Annotated in this window: 15 protein-coding genes and 1 pseudogene; 4 read left to right on the forward strand and 12 right to left on the reverse strand. The window is 53.1% G+C overall.

Features of this window, described 5'->3' with window-relative positions; all coding sequences use genetic code 11:
- Positions 1-118 precede the first annotated feature (118 nt).
- The gene (locus tag LA360_RS28100) at positions 119-805 is read left to right on the forward strand and encodes a response regulator transcription factor (RefSeq protein ID WP_027640551.1); all 687 of its coding nucleotides are present in this window, start codon (positions 119-121) and stop codon (positions 803-805) included.
- Entirely contained in the window at positions 798-2,138 is a 1,341-nt protein-coding gene (locus LA360_RS28105) for a sensor histidine kinase (protein ID WP_112482553.1), read from the forward strand. The genes LA360_RS28100 and LA360_RS28105 overlap by 8 nt, the downstream gene beginning before the upstream one ends.
- Here LA360_RS28105 and LA360_RS28110 read toward each other — a convergent pair.
- The 6 genes and pseudogenes from LA360_RS28110 to LA360_RS28135 form a co-directional block, all read right to left on the reverse strand.
- Positions 2,120-2,266, reverse strand: a pseudogene (locus LA360_RS28110) (HAD hydrolase family protein); the annotation flags it as partial. The gene LA360_RS28105 and the pseudogene LA360_RS28110 overlap by 19 nt on opposite strands.
- A gap of 219 nt (positions 2,267-2,485) precedes the next feature.
- Positions 2,486-4,330 (reverse strand): alpha-amylase family protein, encoded by a 1,845-nt coding sequence (locus LA360_RS28115; protein ID WP_112482615.1) that lies wholly within the window; start codon positions 4,328-4,330, stop codon positions 2,486-2,488.
- Between the two features lie 5 nt (positions 4,331-4,335).
- On the reverse strand, positions 4,336-6,537 hold the full coding sequence (locus tag LA360_RS28120) for an alpha-galactosidase (RefSeq protein ID WP_022200795.1): 2,202 nt from the start codon (positions 6,535-6,537) through the stop codon (positions 4,336-4,338).
- Positions 6,538-6,592: 55 nt separating this feature from the next.
- Positions 6,593-7,426, reverse strand: a complete 834-nt coding sequence (locus tag LA360_RS28125) for a carbohydrate ABC transporter permease (RefSeq protein ID WP_057570997.1) — start codon at positions 7,424-7,426, stop codon at positions 6,593-6,595.
- A gap of 14 nt (positions 7,427-7,440) precedes the next feature.
- Complete coding sequence (locus LA360_RS28130; protein ID WP_002584234.1) at positions 7,441-8,322, reverse strand: carbohydrate ABC transporter permease; 882 nt, start codon at positions 8,320-8,322, stop codon at positions 7,441-7,443.
- Between the two features lie 24 nt (positions 8,323-8,346).
- Complete coding sequence (locus tag LA360_RS28135; RefSeq protein ID WP_022200793.1) at positions 8,347-9,648, reverse strand: ABC transporter substrate-binding protein; 1,302 nt, start codon at positions 9,646-9,648, stop codon at positions 8,347-8,349.
- A 221-nt stretch (positions 9,649-9,869) separates the two neighbouring features.
- Here LA360_RS28135 and LA360_RS28140 point away from each other — a divergent pair, with 221 nt between their 5' ends.
- Both LA360_RS28140 and LA360_RS28145 read left to right on the forward strand, forming a co-directional pair.
- Positions 9,870-10,727 carry an AraC family transcriptional regulator gene (locus tag LA360_RS28140; protein ID WP_022200792.1) on the forward strand — a complete coding sequence of 286 codons (858 nt, stop codon included), beginning with the start codon at positions 9,870-9,872 and terminating at the stop codon, positions 10,725-10,727.
- Between the two features lie 337 nt (positions 10,728-11,064).
- Positions 11,065-12,312: a RelA/SpoT domain-containing protein gene (locus LA360_RS28145; protein ID WP_022200791.1), complete on the forward strand. Its 1,248-nt coding sequence runs from the start codon at positions 11,065-11,067 to the stop codon at positions 12,310-12,312.
- A 33-nt stretch (positions 12,313-12,345) separates the two neighbouring features.
- On the opposite strand, the gene LA360_RS28150 is transcribed toward LA360_RS28145, so the two are convergent.
- The 6 genes from LA360_RS28150 to xylB form a co-directional block, all read right to left on the reverse strand.
- A complete protein-coding gene (locus tag LA360_RS28150; protein WP_002584238.1) occupies positions 12,346-13,347 on the reverse strand; it encodes an aromatic acid exporter family protein in 1,002 nt (333 codons plus the stop codon).
- Between the two features lie 40 nt (positions 13,348-13,387).
- Complete coding sequence (locus LA360_RS28155; RefSeq protein ID WP_022200789.1) at positions 13,388-13,627, reverse strand: C-GCAxxG-C-C family protein; 240 nt, start codon at positions 13,625-13,627, stop codon at positions 13,388-13,390.
- A gap of 22 nt (positions 13,628-13,649) precedes the next feature.
- The gene (locus LA360_RS28160; protein WP_022200788.1) at positions 13,650-15,341 is read right to left on the reverse strand and encodes an FAD-dependent oxidoreductase; all 1,692 of its coding nucleotides are present in this window, start codon (positions 15,339-15,341) and stop codon (positions 13,650-13,652) included.
- 5 nt (positions 15,342-15,346) lie between these two features.
- Positions 15,347-15,763: a C-GCAxxG-C-C family (seleno)protein gene (locus tag LA360_RS28165; protein WP_022200787.1), complete on the reverse strand. Its 417-nt coding sequence runs from the start codon at positions 15,761-15,763 to the stop codon at positions 15,347-15,349.
- Between the two features lie 192 nt (positions 15,764-15,955).
- Positions 15,956-16,369 carry a beta-xylosidase family glycoside hydrolase gene (locus tag LA360_RS28170; RefSeq protein ID WP_022200786.1) on the reverse strand — a complete coding sequence of 138 codons (414 nt, stop codon included), beginning with the start codon at positions 16,367-16,369 and terminating at the stop codon, positions 15,956-15,958.
- A 283-nt stretch (positions 16,370-16,652) separates the two neighbouring features.
- Positions 16,653-18,125: a xylulokinase gene (gene xylB / locus LA360_RS28175; protein ID WP_022200785.1), complete on the reverse strand. Its 1,473-nt coding sequence runs from the start codon at positions 18,123-18,125 to the stop codon at positions 16,653-16,655.
- Positions 18,126-18,134 lie beyond the last annotated feature (9 nt).

Here is an 18,134-nt window from a genome sequence, read left to right on the forward strand (position 1 = left end):
TGTATCATATCAAACAAATCTCTAAAAAAACTGAAAAAATGGAAAAATTTCTTTTAGATTTTTTAGAGATTTGTCTGATATAATGGTATCATATATTAATGACAATGAGGATGGAACAATGCGGATTTTATTGGTTGAAGATGATAAGGAATTATGTGACGCCATAAAGCTCCAGTTAGAGCGGGCGGGATACGAGACTGACTGCTGCGGCCAGGGGCAGGAAGCCTTTTATTATGCGGCTGAATACCCCTACGATGTAATCATACTGGACCGGATGCTTCCCCAAATGGACGGACTCAGCGTCCTGGGCGGCTTAAGGAGAATGAATATTGCCACGCCGGTCATCATCACCACTGCCCTGGACGGCATCAACGACAGGATTGACGGCCTGGACGCGGGCGCCGACGATTATCTGGTGAAGCCCTATGCCGCGGAGGAACTGCTTGCCAGAATCCGGGCCCTAACCAGGCGGCCGGGTAATTTTAAGCAGAGTCCCGCGGCCGCCTGCTCCAACATCAGCCTGGACCCGGAGAAAAGGGAGCTCACAGGTCCCCAGGGAACCCTGCAGCTGAGCAAACGTGAATCCGCCCTGATGGAATACCTGATTCGCAACGCAGGCCAGGTCCTTCCCAGAGGGCTGATTCTGTCTTACATATGGGGTCCCGACTCCGATGTGGAGGAGGGGAATCTGGACAACTATATCTATTTTCTGAGGCGGCGCCTCAAATCCATAGGAGCCCTGCCCCAGATTAAGACGGTCCACGGAATCGGATACCGCCTGGAAAACGGAGGGACCCATGATTAAACGGCTCCGGCGGCAGCTCACCGCCCTTTTTACCATTACCACCGGACTGATTCTGACCCTGGTGGTTATCGGCATCCTGGTCATAAGCGCCAGGGAATTCAACAAAAAAAACCTGGTTTCCTTTCAAAACCAAATCCTTAACATCACCTCCCGGCTCCAGTCCGGCACCACTATCAGCTGCACCTGGCTGTCCAGGCTGGAGAGCGATAACCGCCTGATTATACATATCGAGGACAACGGCAAGCCTCTCCTTTACCGCGGTTCCTGGACTCCGGCCAGCGGTCGGGACACTTTAATCATGCTGGCCAGGGAAGCCGCCATGTCCGAGCGCATTGACCCGTCATCAAGGCCGGTATCCTCATCCCTGCTCAGGAGCTCTGTATTTACGGTGACTGGGGACTGCAATGACACCTATCTGGGCAGCGTGCTTGTCCTTCCCACACGGACAGGCTTTCAGAGCCTGACACTGCTTGCCTACAAGGACCCCATGGGATTCGGCCTGTACCGGCAGGGTATCCTGTTCTTTCTTCTCAATCTGGCCGGCATCGCCGCGCTGATGTCCGTCAGCTGGGTATTGGTGGGAAAGTCCTTAAAACCATTGGCGGAAAGCCAGAAACAACAGAATGAATTCATAGCGGCAGCATCCCATGAGCTGAGGGCTCCCCTTGCGGTCATCCGCTCCAGCATATGCGCTGCACGGACAGCCCCTGACCAAAGGGAGAAATTCATGGATAATATGGACCGGGAGTGTTCCCGCATGTCCTGTCTGGTGGGCGACATGCTGCTTCTGGCCTCAGCCGACACCGGACACTGGAGCCTCAGGACCTCCTCCCTGGACATGGATACCCTTCTAATCAGTATCTACGAGCGGTTTGAGCCGCTGTACCAGGACAAAGGAGTCTGCCTGAAGCTGGACCTGCCCGAAACCTCCCTGCCCAGGGTATGCGGCGATGAAAACCGCCTGGAACAGATTTTTGCCGTCCTCCTGGACAATGCCCTGCGCTATACGCCAAGAGGCCGCAGTGTCAGTCTGGCCGCATCCGTACAGACGGATAAGCATCTGCTCTCCCGCGGCCGGAGCATGGTCTGCCTCACCGTATCAGACCAGGGCTGCGGCATGGACGACGAGACAAAGAAACATATATTTAACCGGTTCTACCGGGGAGACAGCGCCAGAAGCCACAAGCAGAATTACGGGCTGGGGCTCAGTATTGCAAAGGAACTGGTACAGCTCCACAGAGGCACCATAAGCGTATCGGATTCACCGGACGGAGGCGCCTGTTTCCTGGTCCGCCTGCCTGCCGAACCTGAGTCTCATGCATCCGGCAGGTAACGGTCCACTGCCTCGGCACAGCCGTCGTGGTCATTGTCAGCCACCACCACATCGCACAGTTCCTTAATGTGCGGCAGGGCATTGATTATGGCAACGGAGAGCCCGGCAATCAGAAGCACCTGAGTGTCATTGTCGGCATCACGATGACGGTTCCCCTAAATACAATGAACAGGCCACAGAGGAATTTACCCTGGCCTGTTCCGGCAGCACAGCCGGTTTTTCCCTGAATGTCAACGGGGCAGCCATGCTGAGTTCTGATATGTCTTCCTATATGGAAGCAGGTATTTTGAGAGGGTTCCGCGTAAACTGCCGGTGGGCGGACAACAGCACAGCGGAATATGGCTTTGTCATCCGCACTGACGCTTCATCCACAGAAATCCGTAACCAGGCAGACTGACGCCGGATGCTTCCATGAGGTCTCCTGTAACCATATCCCCATACATGCCGTCCCTTTCATCAATCCACGCAATGCGGCGTTCTCCGCTGAAATTAAATAGACCGATGAGTTTTCCGTCCCTGCCGCCCTGCCTTACCATACCCAGAACAGAGTTATCCCAAGTCTCCAATGTGCGGAAGGGACACCCGGCATCCAATAAGGGTTCCCCGGCCCGTATGGCCTCCAGCTGTTCCAGATTATGGAAAATACGATTCTGGACTGTTTCCGGTTCATTTATCCGTTCCGCCAGTTCCCACTGAAAATCTCCCCTGTGTATATACCGGGAATCCGGCGCTTTTTCAGGATTGTCCTTATAGGTATAATCATTGACCTGGGCCACCTCGTCCCCGCTGTACAGCACAGGGATGCCCGACTGAAACAGCATGAATGCGTGGAGCATGGTATCCAGCCTGACAGCCTCCTCCATGGCCTGCCTGTCATGGCAGAATCCCGCCTTTTCCACACCGCACATGGAGGCCGTGGTTCCGCAGAACCGGGCGTCGCCTGTGACCGGGTCGTCATTGTACAGGACGCCCCGGCTGAAGCTCTCCGGTATCCTGCCTGTAAAGAAATCATTCAGAAATTTCTTATGGGGAACCTGTCTCATCCCCCACTTCTCCAAAAGAGGGTAATCCAGTCCCCAGCCTATATCATCGTGACACCGCAGATAATTGAGGAAGGTGCAGGTGGATGGCAGGGAACTGACCGTCTCCATCTGGCTCTTTAAGAGTCTTACATCCTTTGTGGCTGCCGTATTCCAGATGGCTGCCATGGTGGTCACATTGTATAGCATATGGCATTCCGGCTTTTCCACGGTTCCAAAATAGGGTGCCACCTTCTCCGGTTCCATGACCACTTCCCCCAGCAGCAGGATACCGGGACACACGATTTCTCCAATCATGCGCATCATCCTGACAATGGTGTGGACCCTGGGAAGATTGCGGCAGTCCGTCCCCAATTCCTTCCATATGTAGGGAACCGCATCAATCCTCAGTACATCCACCCCGCGGTTTGCCAGGTAGAGGAAATTGAACATCATCTCATTAAAGACAACGGGATTTCTGTAATTCAGGTCCCATTGATAGGGATAAAAGGTGGTCATCACATGCTGTCCTGTTTCCGGCAGATAGGTGAAGTTTCCCGGCGCCGTGGTGGGAAATACCTGAGGCACTGTCTCCTCAAACATGGAGGGAACCGTCCAGCTGTCAAAGAAAAAGTATCTGTCCTGGTATTCCTTCTCCCCTGCCCTTGCCCTTCTCGCCCACTCATGCTCCTCCGACGTATGGTTCATCACAAAATCCAGGCAAAGGCTGATTCCTCTATCGTGGCAGTCACGGGCCAGCTGTTCCAGGTCCTCCATGGTTCCCAAATCCTCCCTCACCTTTCTGAAGTCAGATACGGCATATCCACCGTCCGAGCGTCCCCTGGGGGTATCTAAGAGAGGCATAAGGTGGAGATAATTCACATGGCACTGCTCAATATAATCCAGCTTTCCTTCCACGCCTTTCAGGCTGCCCGCGAAATGATCCGCGTACATCATCATGCCCAGCATAGAGCTCTTTCTGTACCAGCACGGTTCCTCTTCCCTGGAAGCATCCAGAGTTCTGAGCCGTTCTGTGCGCTCCACGTAAAACCCCTCCATTCCCTCCAACAGCCCGTCAAACATATCCTGGCTGTTGTAGAGCTCCATATACAGCCACTTCAGTTCATCCATATGCTTATCCAGGCGTCCTTTGTAGATTTTATCGCGCTTCATCCCTATCATATCCTCCTTAAATGTACCTGCCACGCCTGGTATTCTCCCTTCATGGACGGTATGGGCATTCCGGCCGACATAAGGCCTGCTCCCGGATATACGGCCCCTGTATCCTCATCCCTGTACATGGCCTCCGGCTCCAGTCCCTCCAGGCGGACATACAATGACAGAGGATTGCCGTGGGTCTTAAGGATCACCGCATTTAACAGCGCCTCCCCCTTATCCTCACTCACAAAGAGCCACGCGGCGGCTTCCCTGTCCTCAAAGGGATTGGTCAGCCGGTAATACGCCCCGTCATGAATCAGATGCCAGTATTTATGGTACGCGTCTATCTGTTCCCTCACGCATTTCTTATCTTCATTTGATATGGCGTTTAAATTCAGCTCATACCCAAAGCTTCCCGCCATGGCAACCACTCCCCTGGTCTTCATAGGCGTGATTCTGCCTGTCTGGTGGTTTGGAACCGCGGATACATGGGAACCCACCGCGCTGATCGGATAGCCAAAGGAGGTGCCGTACTGAATCCGGATGCGGTCCACTGCGTCGGTATTGTCACTGCACCAGATTTGCGGCGTGTAATACAGCATGCCCGCGTCAAAACGCCCGCCTCCGCCGCTGCACCCCTCAATCAGAAGGTCCGGATAGCGCTTCGTCAGGCGCTCCAGGAAGTCATAGAGTCCCAGCATATAACGGTACAGGACGCTGCCCGGACTGTCTCCTCCCGCCGTTTTGCCTGCCGCCGAATATACGTCCGCTATGCTGCGGTTCATGTCCCATTTCAGATACTCAATATGGGCGCTGTCAAGGACCTGGCATATACTGTCAAAAATGTAATCCGCCACCTCTTTCCTGGAAAAATCCAGCACCAGCTGACTTCTGCCCCGGACCGGCTTCCTTCCGGGCACGGCAAAGGCCCAGTCCGGGTGTTCCCTGTAAAGACAGCTGTCCTCAGATACCATCTCCGGCTCCACCCAGATACCGAATTTCATTCCCAGGCCGTTAATCCGGCTGACCAGGCTGACCAGGGAACCGCCCAGCTTTTTTACGTTTACCTGCCAGTCTCCCAGCCCGGAAAAATCCGAATCCCGGTTTCCGAACCATCCGTCGTCCAGCACCATCATTTCCACGCCCAGGTCCTTTGCCTGCCTTGCTATGTCCAGTATCTTTTCTCCGGTAAAATCAAAGTAGGTGGCTTCCCAGTTGTTGATCAGCACCGGCCTGGGAATGGTCTTGTACTTTCCCCTGCAAAGGCTGCGGCGCATGGCCTTATGGATGCTGCGTGACAATGCTCCCAGTCCCTGTCCGCTGTATCCCATGATTACCTCAGGTCCGAAGAAACGCTCCCCCGGCTTAAGCTCATAGGAAAACATCTCATCCTGAAGCCCCATAGCCATCCTGGTCTGACCGTACTGGTCCGTCTCCGCCTCTGCCTTAAAGGGTCCGCTGTACACAAAGGACATGCTGTAACAGGGCCCGGAGGTTTCCGTTGTCTCCCGTCCTGCCAGTATCAGAAATGGATTATACTGGTGGCTGGAAGTCCCTCTGCGGCTCCCTATGACCTGGGCGCCGTGACACAGGGCGGTCCTCTGGAAATTGCGCTCCATTGCATGGCGTCCGTAAAACTGAATCAGGTCGTATTCCCCGTGGAGGAAGTCCAGACATGCACTGTATACCCGTTTCAGGGCTGCCGGACCATTCCCCCCATTTTCCACACAGACTGCCCTGGTAATAATGTCGTATCCGGGGAATACGCCGTAGAGCAGAGTAACCGCCAGCCCGCTGACCTGGTCTGTCAGGCGTATCTTAAGGCTCTCTGCGTCCTCCTGCCCCTCCCCATACATGGCCGGAAGGCCGGGAAGGCTGTATTTCCCTTTGCATATTTCGTACCCGGCATAGCGCAGATTCAGTCCATAGGATCGGCCGGCCTGTTCCACTGCAAAGGCAGGGCTTCTGAAGTCCCCCGACCCCTGATATGGATATTCCTGGGGAAGGGCATCCAGGGAATAGGTCCTGTCATCACCGGCCTCATATGGGTTGGGTGAAAACCCCCTGTCCTCAAAGGTAAGCAGATATTCCATGGAGCCCTCTGTCCTGTCTCCGTAGTACAGATGAAGCAGATTCCCATAGGAATCTGCCTTCATCTGGTATGTGGAGTGGTCCGTGTGAAGGGTGAATATCCTTCCATTTTCCTGATACTGTATTGCCATGTGTCATCCTCCGTCTATATATATCTGTCTCTATTTCCGTCTCTATTTCCATTTTCTATTTTCCGCCTGTCATTGCAATGCCTTCAATAAACTGCTTCTGGAATACCAGATACAGAATCACCATGGGAACCATGGCCAGGACAGAGCCTGCCATCAGCACCGGATAATTGGTGATAAACTGTCCTCTCAGGGTGGAAAGGCCGGCTGACAGGGTCATCATGTTCAGGTCGGTGTTGGCAATCAGAGGCCACATCAGGTCTGCATACGCGAACACCGCGGTGAAAATGGTAAGGGCAGCCATGCTGGCCTTGGTCAGAGGCATCATGACCTTTGTAAAGGTCTGCCACTTGGTACAGCCGTCCAGGTATGCTGCCTCCCCCAGTTCATCCGGAATGCCCATGTAAGCCTGCCTGAGGAAAAAGGTGCCGAACGCGCTGACCAGTCCTGGAAATACCAGCGCAAACATGCTGTTTGTCAGCCCCATCCCGGCTAACATCTGGTACTGGGGAATAATGAATATCTGGGACGGCAGCATCATCTGTACAATCACCAGGGAGAACAGAAGGTTTTTCCCCTTGAATTTAAGTTTTGCAAATGCGAACCCGGCTGCAGAGGAAAACGCTACCGCGCAGAGCACCCGAAACAGGATCAGCAGCGCCGTATTCACATACAGTTTCATAATGGGCAGGGAGGCGATGGCTCTCAGGTAGTTCTCCTTCATCCACTGCTTTGGCAGGATGGTGGGCGGAATCTGCACGCTCTCCCCTGCTGATTTGAAGCTGGTGAACACCATCCATATAAACGGAAATATCATAAGCAGGGCTCCCGCTCCCAGGGCCGCATACACAAGGGCGGTATTAATACCGCGGTTTGTCTCCAGTGATTTCATAATTTCCCTCCATCCTAAACTTCATAGTTGACCCACTTCTTCTGTCCCCAGAACTGCAAGGCTGTCACGGCTCCTATGAGCAGCACGGTCCACACGACAATGGCGGAGGCGTACCCGCGGTTCCCCGCCACAAAGGACTCACGGTAGAAGAGATACATCAGTGACTGGGCGCTTGTAAGGGCCGGATTCGTCTGGTCCACCATCATGTAAATCAGGTCGTACACCTTAAGAGATGCCATGAGCCGCATGATTAACACCACAAACAGGGTGGGCGATACCATTGGAAGCGTAATCTTAAAGAACTGCTCTACCTTGGAAGCCCCGTCCAGGCTGGCGGCCTCATAGTAGCTCTTTGATATGTTCTGTATTCCCGACAGCAGCAGAACCGCGTCATATCCCACCGCGCTCCAGACTGCCACCACCGCGCAGGCGGGGAGCACCAGCTTCGGATTGGTCAGCCAGTTGACCCTGCTTCCGATGACCTGGTTGATAATGCCGTACTCTGCGTTGAAAATCCATTTCCACACCATGGCTATGGCTGCGGGCGCAACCACCATGGGAAGGAAATAGATGGCCCTGAAAGCCGCCTTTGCCCGAATCTTGGCATTGAGCAGAACAGCGGTCAGCAGGGAAAGGAATATTCCCAGGGGCACGGTCAGAATACAGAAGTAAATGGAATTCCAGGTAGCCTTCCAAAACTCCTTGCTTCCAAACATCTGCACGTAATTCTCCACCCCGCTGACCTCATAGTACCCAAAGGGATGGGTGGTGGAAAAGCTCAGTACCAGGGTCTGCAGGAACGGATATACGTTCAGCACAATCAGACCTATTATCGTAGGGGCAATAAGCAGATAGCCCCATTTTGCATCCTCTGTCAAACATTGTTTCTTACCCATCATTTTCCTCCAATCCTGCCATTATTACAGCGCCTTTGCCTCGTCCACCAGTTTCTGCATGTCCTCCAGTCCCTGGTCCAGACTCAGCTCGCCGCTGTATATCTTTAACAGCAGGTCATTAATCTGGGTTTTCCACTTGGGTCTGGATGCGTTATTGACGCTCTGCACGCCATAGGGAAACATATCCACGCATTTCTGGACATCCAATTTGTAGTCATATTGGTCAAAGGCGCTTATCCACGTATCCTCCAGACCTTTGTAGGCCGGTATGGCGGCGCCTGACAGCCCCTGGACCCTCTGTCCTTCCTCAGAACCTGCAAATTTCAGGAAATCCCTTGCGTATTCCAGCTTCTTTCCCTTGGCTCCGGTGGAATAGCACAGGCCGTTGGATATGGTGGCCCTGCCGTCTCCCCGGACCGGGTCCGGACACTTGGGAAGCACGGCCACGTCCCATTTTCCAATCATCTCCTTGTTATTTTCCATGAAGGAGATAAGGTTCCAGTTTCCTTCCAGGTACATGGCTCCCTGCTCTGACATAAACGCGTTGCCCGGAGCTGTCTCAGCAAAATAGTTCTGGTCAGGGCACCACGGCTCCTTCTGGAGGCCGATGTAAAATTCCATGGCCTTCCTGGTACCGTAATCCAGGAACCCTGCCTTTGTCTTATCCTCGTTCAGTATGTATCCCCCTGCCTGGTATACGAAATTCCAGTATCCCAGCTGATCATCCGCATATGCCATATATCCGTATTTTCCGGTTTTTTCATGAATCCGGGCAGACGCAGACTTCAGGTCATCCCACGTCCAGGACTCATCGGGGTAAGCCACTCCTGCCGCGTCAAACATCTCTCTGTTATAGACCAGGCAGATCGTATCCTTATCTTTGGGAACCCCATACATCCTTCCGTCGGAACCCCTGGCATTTGCCAGTGAAATATCCGAAAAATGGGTGGTATAATAGTCCGGCTCCACATCGTCATATAAATCCGTCACATCCTCCAGTTTTCCATAATCCGCATATTTGAGAATCTGATTGGTGTGCATCCAGAAGATGTCCGGCAGCTGTCCTGACTCTGCCGCCGCATCCAGCTTGGTCCAATATTCATCCCAGCTGGTGACCTGAACCTGGATTTCCACCTCCGGGTTCTTATCCATATAAGCCCTGGCTACCGCTTCCATGCCGCCTCTCTGGGCATTGTCCCAAATCTGGAAGTTCAGATGCACCAAGCCGTCCGAGGCTCTGGTTCCGGAGCTGCATCCTCCCAGCAAAGCTGCCCCCAGCACGGCTGCCGCCGCTGTGAGCAATCCCTTTTTGAACGTTTTAAGCATAATATACCCCCTGTCATCCCTGTTTCTTCTATTCTAAAACCATCCAATTTGTCGCCTTCATTCCATCCGGATTTCCTTGATAACTACATGATATCATGGGTTTTAAAGCAGGTAAATATTCTGCTTTCGCAAAAAATATACCCAAATACTATTTTTATACCTATAACTTGATATAGGCTGGCATTTGGGTATATAATGATTAAAAAGGGGGTTTTCAGGCAATGAACAATGTACTGTTTTCCATATTTCCCAACGAACGTTTTGTGGATTTGGGTTTATATCAATACGGCTGGGAACAATGTGAACCGCTGCACTCCTACGGTCCCTACGCCAGGAACCACTATCTGTTCCACTACTGCATATCCGGCACAGGCACCCTCATATCCACGGATTCCAAGGGTGTGTCCCACACCTACCAGATTAAAACCGGGGAAGGGTTCCTGATTTATCCTAAACAGATCAACACCTACTTTGCGGACAAGAACCATCCCTGGGAGTACACCTGGGTGGAGTTTGACGGCCTCCGTGTTAAGGAAGCCCTGGAGCTGGCAGGACTGACCATGGATGCCCCTGTATACCATTCCAATGCCCGGGACTTAAGCCTGGAACTGAAAAATGAAATGCTCTACATTGCCAGGCACTCCGACCAGTCGCCCTTCCACCTGATTGGCCATCTTTATCTGCTCCTGGACTATCTGACCCGCTCCTCCGCCTCCCGCAGACTGTTAAAAACAGGCCGTCTCCAGGACTTTTATATACGGGAAGCCACCTCCTTTATCGAGCAGAACTTCCAGAACGACATATCGGTGGAGGACATCGCGGCCTTCTGCAATCTGAACCGCAGCTACTTCGGCAAAATCTTCCGCGACGCGGTGGGTAAGAGTCCTCAGGAATTCCTTATCAGCTACCGCATGACCAAGGCAGCCGAACTGCTGAAACTCACGGAACTGTCCATAAACGACATCAGCAATGCGGTGGGCTATCCCAACCAGCTCCATTTTTCCCGTGCCTTCAAAAAAACATACGGCATCCCGCCACGCCAGTGGCGCCAGGAAAACAAGATGGCTCCGGTCACCTAGTACTACAGCGCCGGAGCCAATATCACTTCCAATATCACTTACAGATACTTTTCCTCATATTCCTACACGGATATGGGCCTGCTGAACAGATATCCCCGGGCTGTCTCCACCCCGCAGGTATGAAGCACGTTGAGGGGGCGCGCAGCGTACCCCACATACGATCCAGACGCTGTTTCTGCTCCCGGTCGGCATTTCCCTGAAGATTGTGTTAAGTATAACACCAAATTTCATTAAATCCAGTGGGCTTTTACTTTTTATCCTAAATGTTACCACAGGGGTGACTTCCCTCTGAAAATGTTATATAATATTGGGTATCAAAGCATTACGGAGAATAAATATGGATTTAATCAGCCAGTTCATAGAGAATTACAAGAAAAAGATAAACTTTTATGAGACAGCCGGCCGGATGGCTGCCAGGCAGCTGGAAAGCGCCCTTCAGGCAGCCGGTATCCGGGCCATTGTGACCTCCCGCGCCAAAGCCCCGGGGCGTCTGAAAAGCAAGGTCCTCATACGCAATTCCAGGCGGTCGGTCCCCTATAAAAACATGCGTGAGATATATGAAGATATTGCGGACCTGTGCGGTGTCAGGGTGTCACTGTACTTCCCCGGTGACCGCGATAAGGCGGACAGCCTTATTAACGACCTCTTCCTCCTTCTGGAAACCAAACAGTTTCCGGAACAGTCCAAGGCGCCTTCTTATAACAAGCGTTTTTCCGGTTACTGGGCCAACCATTACCGGGCCCACATGAGGGAGGAGTCGCTGGACCGTTCCCAGAAAAAGTATACCACGGCCCGCATTGAGATACAGGTGGCCTCGGTCCTTATGCACGCCTGGTCCGAGGTGGAGCACGACCTGGTCTACAAGCCCCTGCAGGGAACATTGTCCGACGAGGAGCTGGCGATTCTGGACGAGCTGAACGGCCTGGTCCTTGCCGGCGAGATTGCCCTGGAGCGTCTTCAGAACGCGGGCAATGAGCGCATACGGAACAAAAACGCAGAGTTCGGATCCCAGTACGAGCTGGCTTCCTACCTGTATAATTATCTCAGCAACAACTTCCGCCCCGAGGATATAGAGCTGCGCATGGGCAATATTGAGCTGCTGTTCAAACTCAGCAGCCGCCTGAAGATAAACAGCGTAAAAGAGCTGGAACCGGTACTAAAATCCGTGAAATTCGAGAAGGACCGGCGCAACATCTCCCAGCAGATCATTGACCAGATGATTACGGGAAGTGAAAAGCGCTACCACATCTACCAGGAGCTGCGGGCCGGTCAGGACGGCATCAGCGAGGACGAGCGCCATGCAGTGGAATACTTCTTCAGCCAGTGGGTTCCCCTGGAACAGCTGCTTAACCGCGTCTCCTCCAAAAACTCCCCCAAGGTGCGGGGAGCCTTCAACATCAATACCCTGAAGCGGCTGAATCTGCTGGACAGGGAATGCATCAACCAGATTGTGTCCCTGCGCAAGATTCGCAATGTGCTGATTCACGATATCGAGATTCCGGAAGCAGATTATATCAACCGGCAGGGAGACGAGGCCCAGTCCCTGTTCCACAAGCTGTCGGAACAGTTTGCCGCCCCTGCTTAAGCTAAAAGGTTTGCTTAAAACGGCTGCTGTTGTCTATGCCTGTCCCCAGAATCTGCGGATTTCCTCCCGGCTCAGCCCCAGCGCAAACTCCTTTTTCAGCACCAGGAACTGTTCCAGTTCCAGCAGACTCAAGTATAACAAGGCCCGGCTCTCAAATTCCTGCCTGTGGACAGGAAGAGGCTGGGCCTTCATTTGTAATTTCACCTGCTCAAGCTCATCCAGCAATCCCAGGGCATTGTTTCTTTCGTGAAAGGAACCGCTTACGGATTCAAGCAGGGACGCCACCACAGACGCCTGGTCCGGTTTGGACTCCATTCGCGAAAAACAGTCCCGCATTCTGCACAGGATGGCAAACTGGTTTTTCCGCAGCCCCATGTAGCCAAGGTAATAGCGTGTGTCCGCCAAAAGACTGTTCTCCATCCCCTCGTAGGCCCTGCGCTCTCCCTGCTCCAGGGCCTGTTCCAGGGCCTGAAACCCGTGTCCGTCCGTCCGTGCTCCATTCTCTCCCGGCTCCCCAAGCTCTGATGCCATCTGGCTCAGCAGGCAGATAAACTTTTCTTCAATTTCCCTCTGGGCAGAACGTATGGCTGCCCCCGATCCCGGAATATACAGGTTGAGTAAAACTCCCATACCCGTTCCCACAAACAGCAGAAGAGCTTCATTGGCAATGTCCGCCATTCCCATGGAACCCTCGGCCAGAATATGGGTCATCAGGACCGTGTTCACGGATATCCCCTCCTGTATGCCCCATTTCATGCACAGCGGAGTAAACATAAGAAGAAAAATCCCCATAGCCAAAGGCCGGTATCCTGCCAATGCAAAGGATACCGGCCCCAGGACCATTGCGGCCAGGAAAGCTAACAGCCTCCCGGCCGTGACACGTAAGGTTTCCCGCTTCGTATCCTGGATGCTGAGCAGGGTAATCACGCCGGCGGAGGAGCTGTACCTAAGGCCCAGCGCCTGGGCGGCAGCCATGGCCAGCAGGCTTCCCACGGCTATTTTTAAGATTTTAAGAAAACGGCCGTACCTCTGCATATACACCTCCCGGTAACTTTCTGACTGGCATTGCCTTCCATTATCTGTCATAGCCGTACAGCAGGCCCGCTGTCATAAATATGCCGCTGAGCGCCCCGCAAACCTCACGCAGCCGCCCCATACCGCCTCCAAAGGAAGAACTTAACCGCAGAGCCCCCTTTTCATCCATGCCGTGCAGATCGCAGAACGCTGTAAATACAGACTGGGCACAGTTATATCCGTCCAGAAACAGCCCCATGGCCTTTCCCGCATGGACGCTTGATTCCACATCGATTGTCATAAACTAACCTCATCCGGAACAATCACTTAAAATTATACTCGGTTACGATTTTCTCTCGTCCGGTGGTCACATCCGTAAAATATTCATACAGACAGATTCCCAGATAAGAACCTGATATATTCCACACATTCCTGTAGCCCCGGTTCACAAGGGCCATACACGCATTATAGCTTCTCTGGCTGGAACGGCAGTGGAGATATACAGGACGATCCGCCGGTATCTCATCCAGACGGTCCCGCAGCTCTGACAACGGGATATTGACGGATGTCTTTAAGTGGCCCAGGCTGTACTCATTCCTTTCGCGGACATCAATGATATACGCGCCTGTCTCCACCAGATCCCGTACCTTTGTCACAGGCACCTGCCTTACCCGTCCATAGAGCAGGTTCAGGGCCACCAGGGCCGCCTGGTTCACCACATCCTTGGCAGTACCGAATACAGGAGAATAGCACAGCTCCAGCTCCTTTAAATCCTCCAGAGTTCCTCCCATGGAAATCATGGCCGCAATGACATCTATCCTCTTATCCACATTCCCCCGTCCAATGGCCTGGGCTCCCAGAATCCTTCCTGTGGGATATTCATAAACCAGTTTAAAGTGCATGGGAGCGCTTCCCGGCATCAGCCCAACCTTATCCGTTGGGATAATATAGACGGAATCATGGGGAATACCGGCTGCACCGGCTGTCTTTTCGTTCAGCCCGGTTGCTGCCGCGTTCAGGTCAAAAATACGGACCGCGCAGGAACCAATAACCCCCTTATTATTATGGGGAATGCCGTACATATGGTCCGCCGCTGCCCTGGCCTGTCTCTGGGCCGGGCCTGCCAGCGCCAGCCTGGACGGCTTATGGGTCAGCCTGTTAAACACCTCTATGGCGTCTCCCACCGCATAGATGTCAGGGTCGCTTGTCCTGTAATTGTGGTCCACCTTAATGGCTCCTGTCTCTCCCAGCTCCAGGCCCATGGCCTTAGCCAGTCCTGTCTCAGGCGCAGCCCCGATAGCCAGCACGGTCATGCCTGCCTTGACTTCCTTTCCCGAAGCCAGGGTAATGCTTTCTTCCCCGATGGCGCTGACACCGTCATTTACGATCACATCCACTCCATGGTCCAGCAGCTCCTTCTGGAGCATCTGCACCATATCATAATCAAAGGGCGCCATGATCTGGTCCTGGGCCTCAATAACGGATACATGCCTTCCGTCCATGCTGAGATTCTCAGCCACTTCAATGCCGATGAATCCGCCTCCCACCACAGCCACATCCTGAATCTGGCAGTCGGTAACAAACTTTTTCAGATTCACAATATCCGTCACATTCCTCACAGTAAATACATTGGGCCTGTCCACGCCCTCTATGCTCCTCGGGCGGATGGGATTCGCCCCCGGAGAGAGGACCAGAATGTCATAGTGCTCCTCATAGACATCCCCGGTGCATCCGTTTCTTACCCGGATGGTTTTCTTCTCCCGGTCCACTGACAGCACCTCGCTGTCCGTTCTCGCCTCAATGTCATACTGCTTCCTGAACTTCTCCGGACTCATCATGACCAGGGCATTGCTGTCCTTCACCGTGCCGCTGAGATAGTAAGGAAGGGCGCAGTTGGAAAATGACACATGATGCCCTCTCTCAAACATGATGATTTCCGACCTGGCGTCCAGTCTCCTGGCCCTGGCCGCCACAGACGCGCCGCCTGCCACACCGCCTACAATTAATATCCTCATAATCTCTATTTCCTTTCTTCCGCTGATAGGATTCTCTCAAAACATTCATCTGCAATGTCCGCAGCCATGCAAATCATGTCGAGACAGCGGGTATCTTCTTGTTTATAGGTCTTTACCAGCTCACAGCAGGCATCTGAACCAAAACGCTCCACGAATTCCTCTGCAAACGCAGCCACGGCCGGTTTAAGCTCAGGGGTTGCATGGGCCCTTTCCTTAATGAGCCGGTAGCTGATGGCGGAACATCCTCCGCACAAGGCGCCGCAGGCCTTCCCGCAGCCCATTCCCCCTCCGAATCCGCCCACCAGTTTTACCGAGTCGTCCGGTATTCCCAGTTGATATTCGTCATTCAGGGCACGCAGCATGGTTTCCGCACAGTTATTATCCTTTTCAATGAAGTACCCATATATCCTGTCCCTTGTCATCTTACCTCTCCTGTTCTCTCAAAGTATCTTTTATCCATATTATAGATATTAGCACGTCCCAAGCTGACAATGCAAGTTTTTTGATGGTTTCTGCAAAAAAGCGCTGAGGATTGGGGGGTAAATGTGTTTTGGGGCATCCGTCCGTGAGTGGAACAGGGGTGGGGGAGGCGGTCGCGGGCTGCGGAGCGGGAATCATCCTCCCTGCTCCTCCACATATTCCAGAAAATCAAAGTCAGCATAATGGGCATGTTTTACACGGTCCGCACAGGTTATGCCTGCCATGGTTCCGGTGAACTCCCCGTATTTGCAGTACTCGTCGGAAAACCGCGTGGTATCAAAGATGCACCCGATTTTCTCGTATTTCTCTCCGTCATAGCTCCATTCAAACCAGGACTGTCTGCCCTGTACGTACAGTCTCAGGTAAACAGGCCGGTCCTCCACCGGTATCCTGGTATTGAGGAATTCCGTCCTTACTCCATTTTCCAGATGGATGACGGATAAGGCGCTCTGCCCCAGAGTTTCGCTGTAATATTTTCTCAGGTTAATGTAATTCATGTTGTCGTAATAGAGAATCAGCCCCGCGCTGTGCTGGTGGACCTGGGGCATGATACGGTGAGAGGATGAGCCGAAATCTCCCGGCCGGTCAATGCATCCTTATTAATTCCAATGTCATACACTCCACCAAGTGTACCCATCCCAACCGGGCCATTGTACAGCCTCCTAAATTGACCAACTATCATCTGGCAGAATCACTATATCATAATTCCTGTGAACGTGCAAGGCAATGCACAATAAGCACCGACACAGAAAAAAGGAGCCTGACTTCCAGGACCCCGCTGCATCCAGCTGCCATGCAATGGGGCCTGAATCATCCTGCTCCCTGTTTATATTATTCTTCCAGATTCCGGAATACCGTCTTAAGCGCAGGATACATCTGCCTGAACCTGCCGTACTGCTTTTCATACTTTCCCGCCAGGCCAGCATCCGGCTCAATGGTCTCTATGACTTTCACAATGCTGTCCGCTGCGGTCTTCACGTCCGGATACTCCCCGCAGCCCACGGCTGCCAGTATGGCGCCTCCCAGGGCAGGGCCTTCCTCGTTTTCAACCACATCCACCTTCACATTCATGATGTTGGCCACCATCTTCTTCCACAGAGGGCTCTTTGCTCCCCCGCCGCAGATTTTGGTGCGGTCAATGCGGATGCCTAAACTTCTGGCCACCTCCAGGGAATCCCTGAGTCCGAATACCACGCCTTCCAATACGGCCTGGGTCATCTCCTCCCTGCTGGTATCCATGCTCATGCCGATGAAACATGCCCTGGCCCTTGGGTCGTTATGAGGAGAGCGCTCTCCCATGAGATAGGGCAGATAGAACACATGGTTCTCTCCCAGCCTGACGATTCCCTCCTGCTCCCTGGAAAACTCCTTCGTCTTAAGAATTTCCTCCATCCACCACTTGTTGCAGGAGGCTGCGCTTAGCATACATCCCATGAGATGGAAATGTCCGTCCGCATGGTCAAAGGAATGAAGTGCGTTGTTGCAGTCCACCTTAAAGCTTTCGCTGGAAATAAAGATGGTTCCGCTGGTTCCCAGGGAAATATTGCAGCAGCCCTCCCCAACGGTTCCGGTGCCCACAGCGGCAGCCGCATTGTCTCCTGCGCCGGCGATGATTTTTACATCCTGTGTGAATCCCAGCTCCTTTGCCAGTTCCTCCTTCAGATTTCCCACCACCTGATAGCTCTCATACAAATCCGGAAGCTGTTTTCTGGTGATGCCGCACATCTCCATCATTTCCTCAGACCAGCGCTTGTGGGCCACGTCCAGAAGCAGCATGCCGGAGGCATCGGAATAGTCCGTGCAGAAGCTGCCAGACAGCCTGTAAGCCAGATAATCCTTTGGAAGCATTATCCTGCATATGCGCGCGAAGTTTTCCGGTTCATTTTTCTTCATCCAGAGAATCTTAGGGGCCGTGAAGCCGGTGAAGGCAATGTTGGCCGTGTAAGCGGACAGCTTATCCTTGCCAATGGTCTGGTTCAGGTAATCTGTCTCCTTTTCGGACCGTCCGTCATTCCAGAGGATGGCCGGGCGGATGACCTCATCCGCCTCATCCAGCGTCACCAGACCGTGCATCTGTCCTCCGAAGCTGATGCCTGCCACCTGTGATTTGTCACACTCCGAGGTCAGCTCCTTCATGCCGTCCATGGAGGCTGTAAACCAGTCCTCCGGGTTCTGCTCCGACCATCCGGGATGGGGGAAATACAGGGGATACTCCCGTGAAACCACCTTGTGGATTCGTCCGCTTCCATCCATTAATAACAATTTTACCGCTGAGGTTCCCAGGTCCACTCCTATATAAAGCATATTTTTCCC

Source organism: Enterocloster clostridioformis (assembly GCF_020297485.1).
Taxonomy (GTDB): domain Bacteria; phylum Bacillota; class Clostridia; order Lachnospirales; family Lachnospiraceae; genus Enterocloster; species Enterocloster clostridioformis.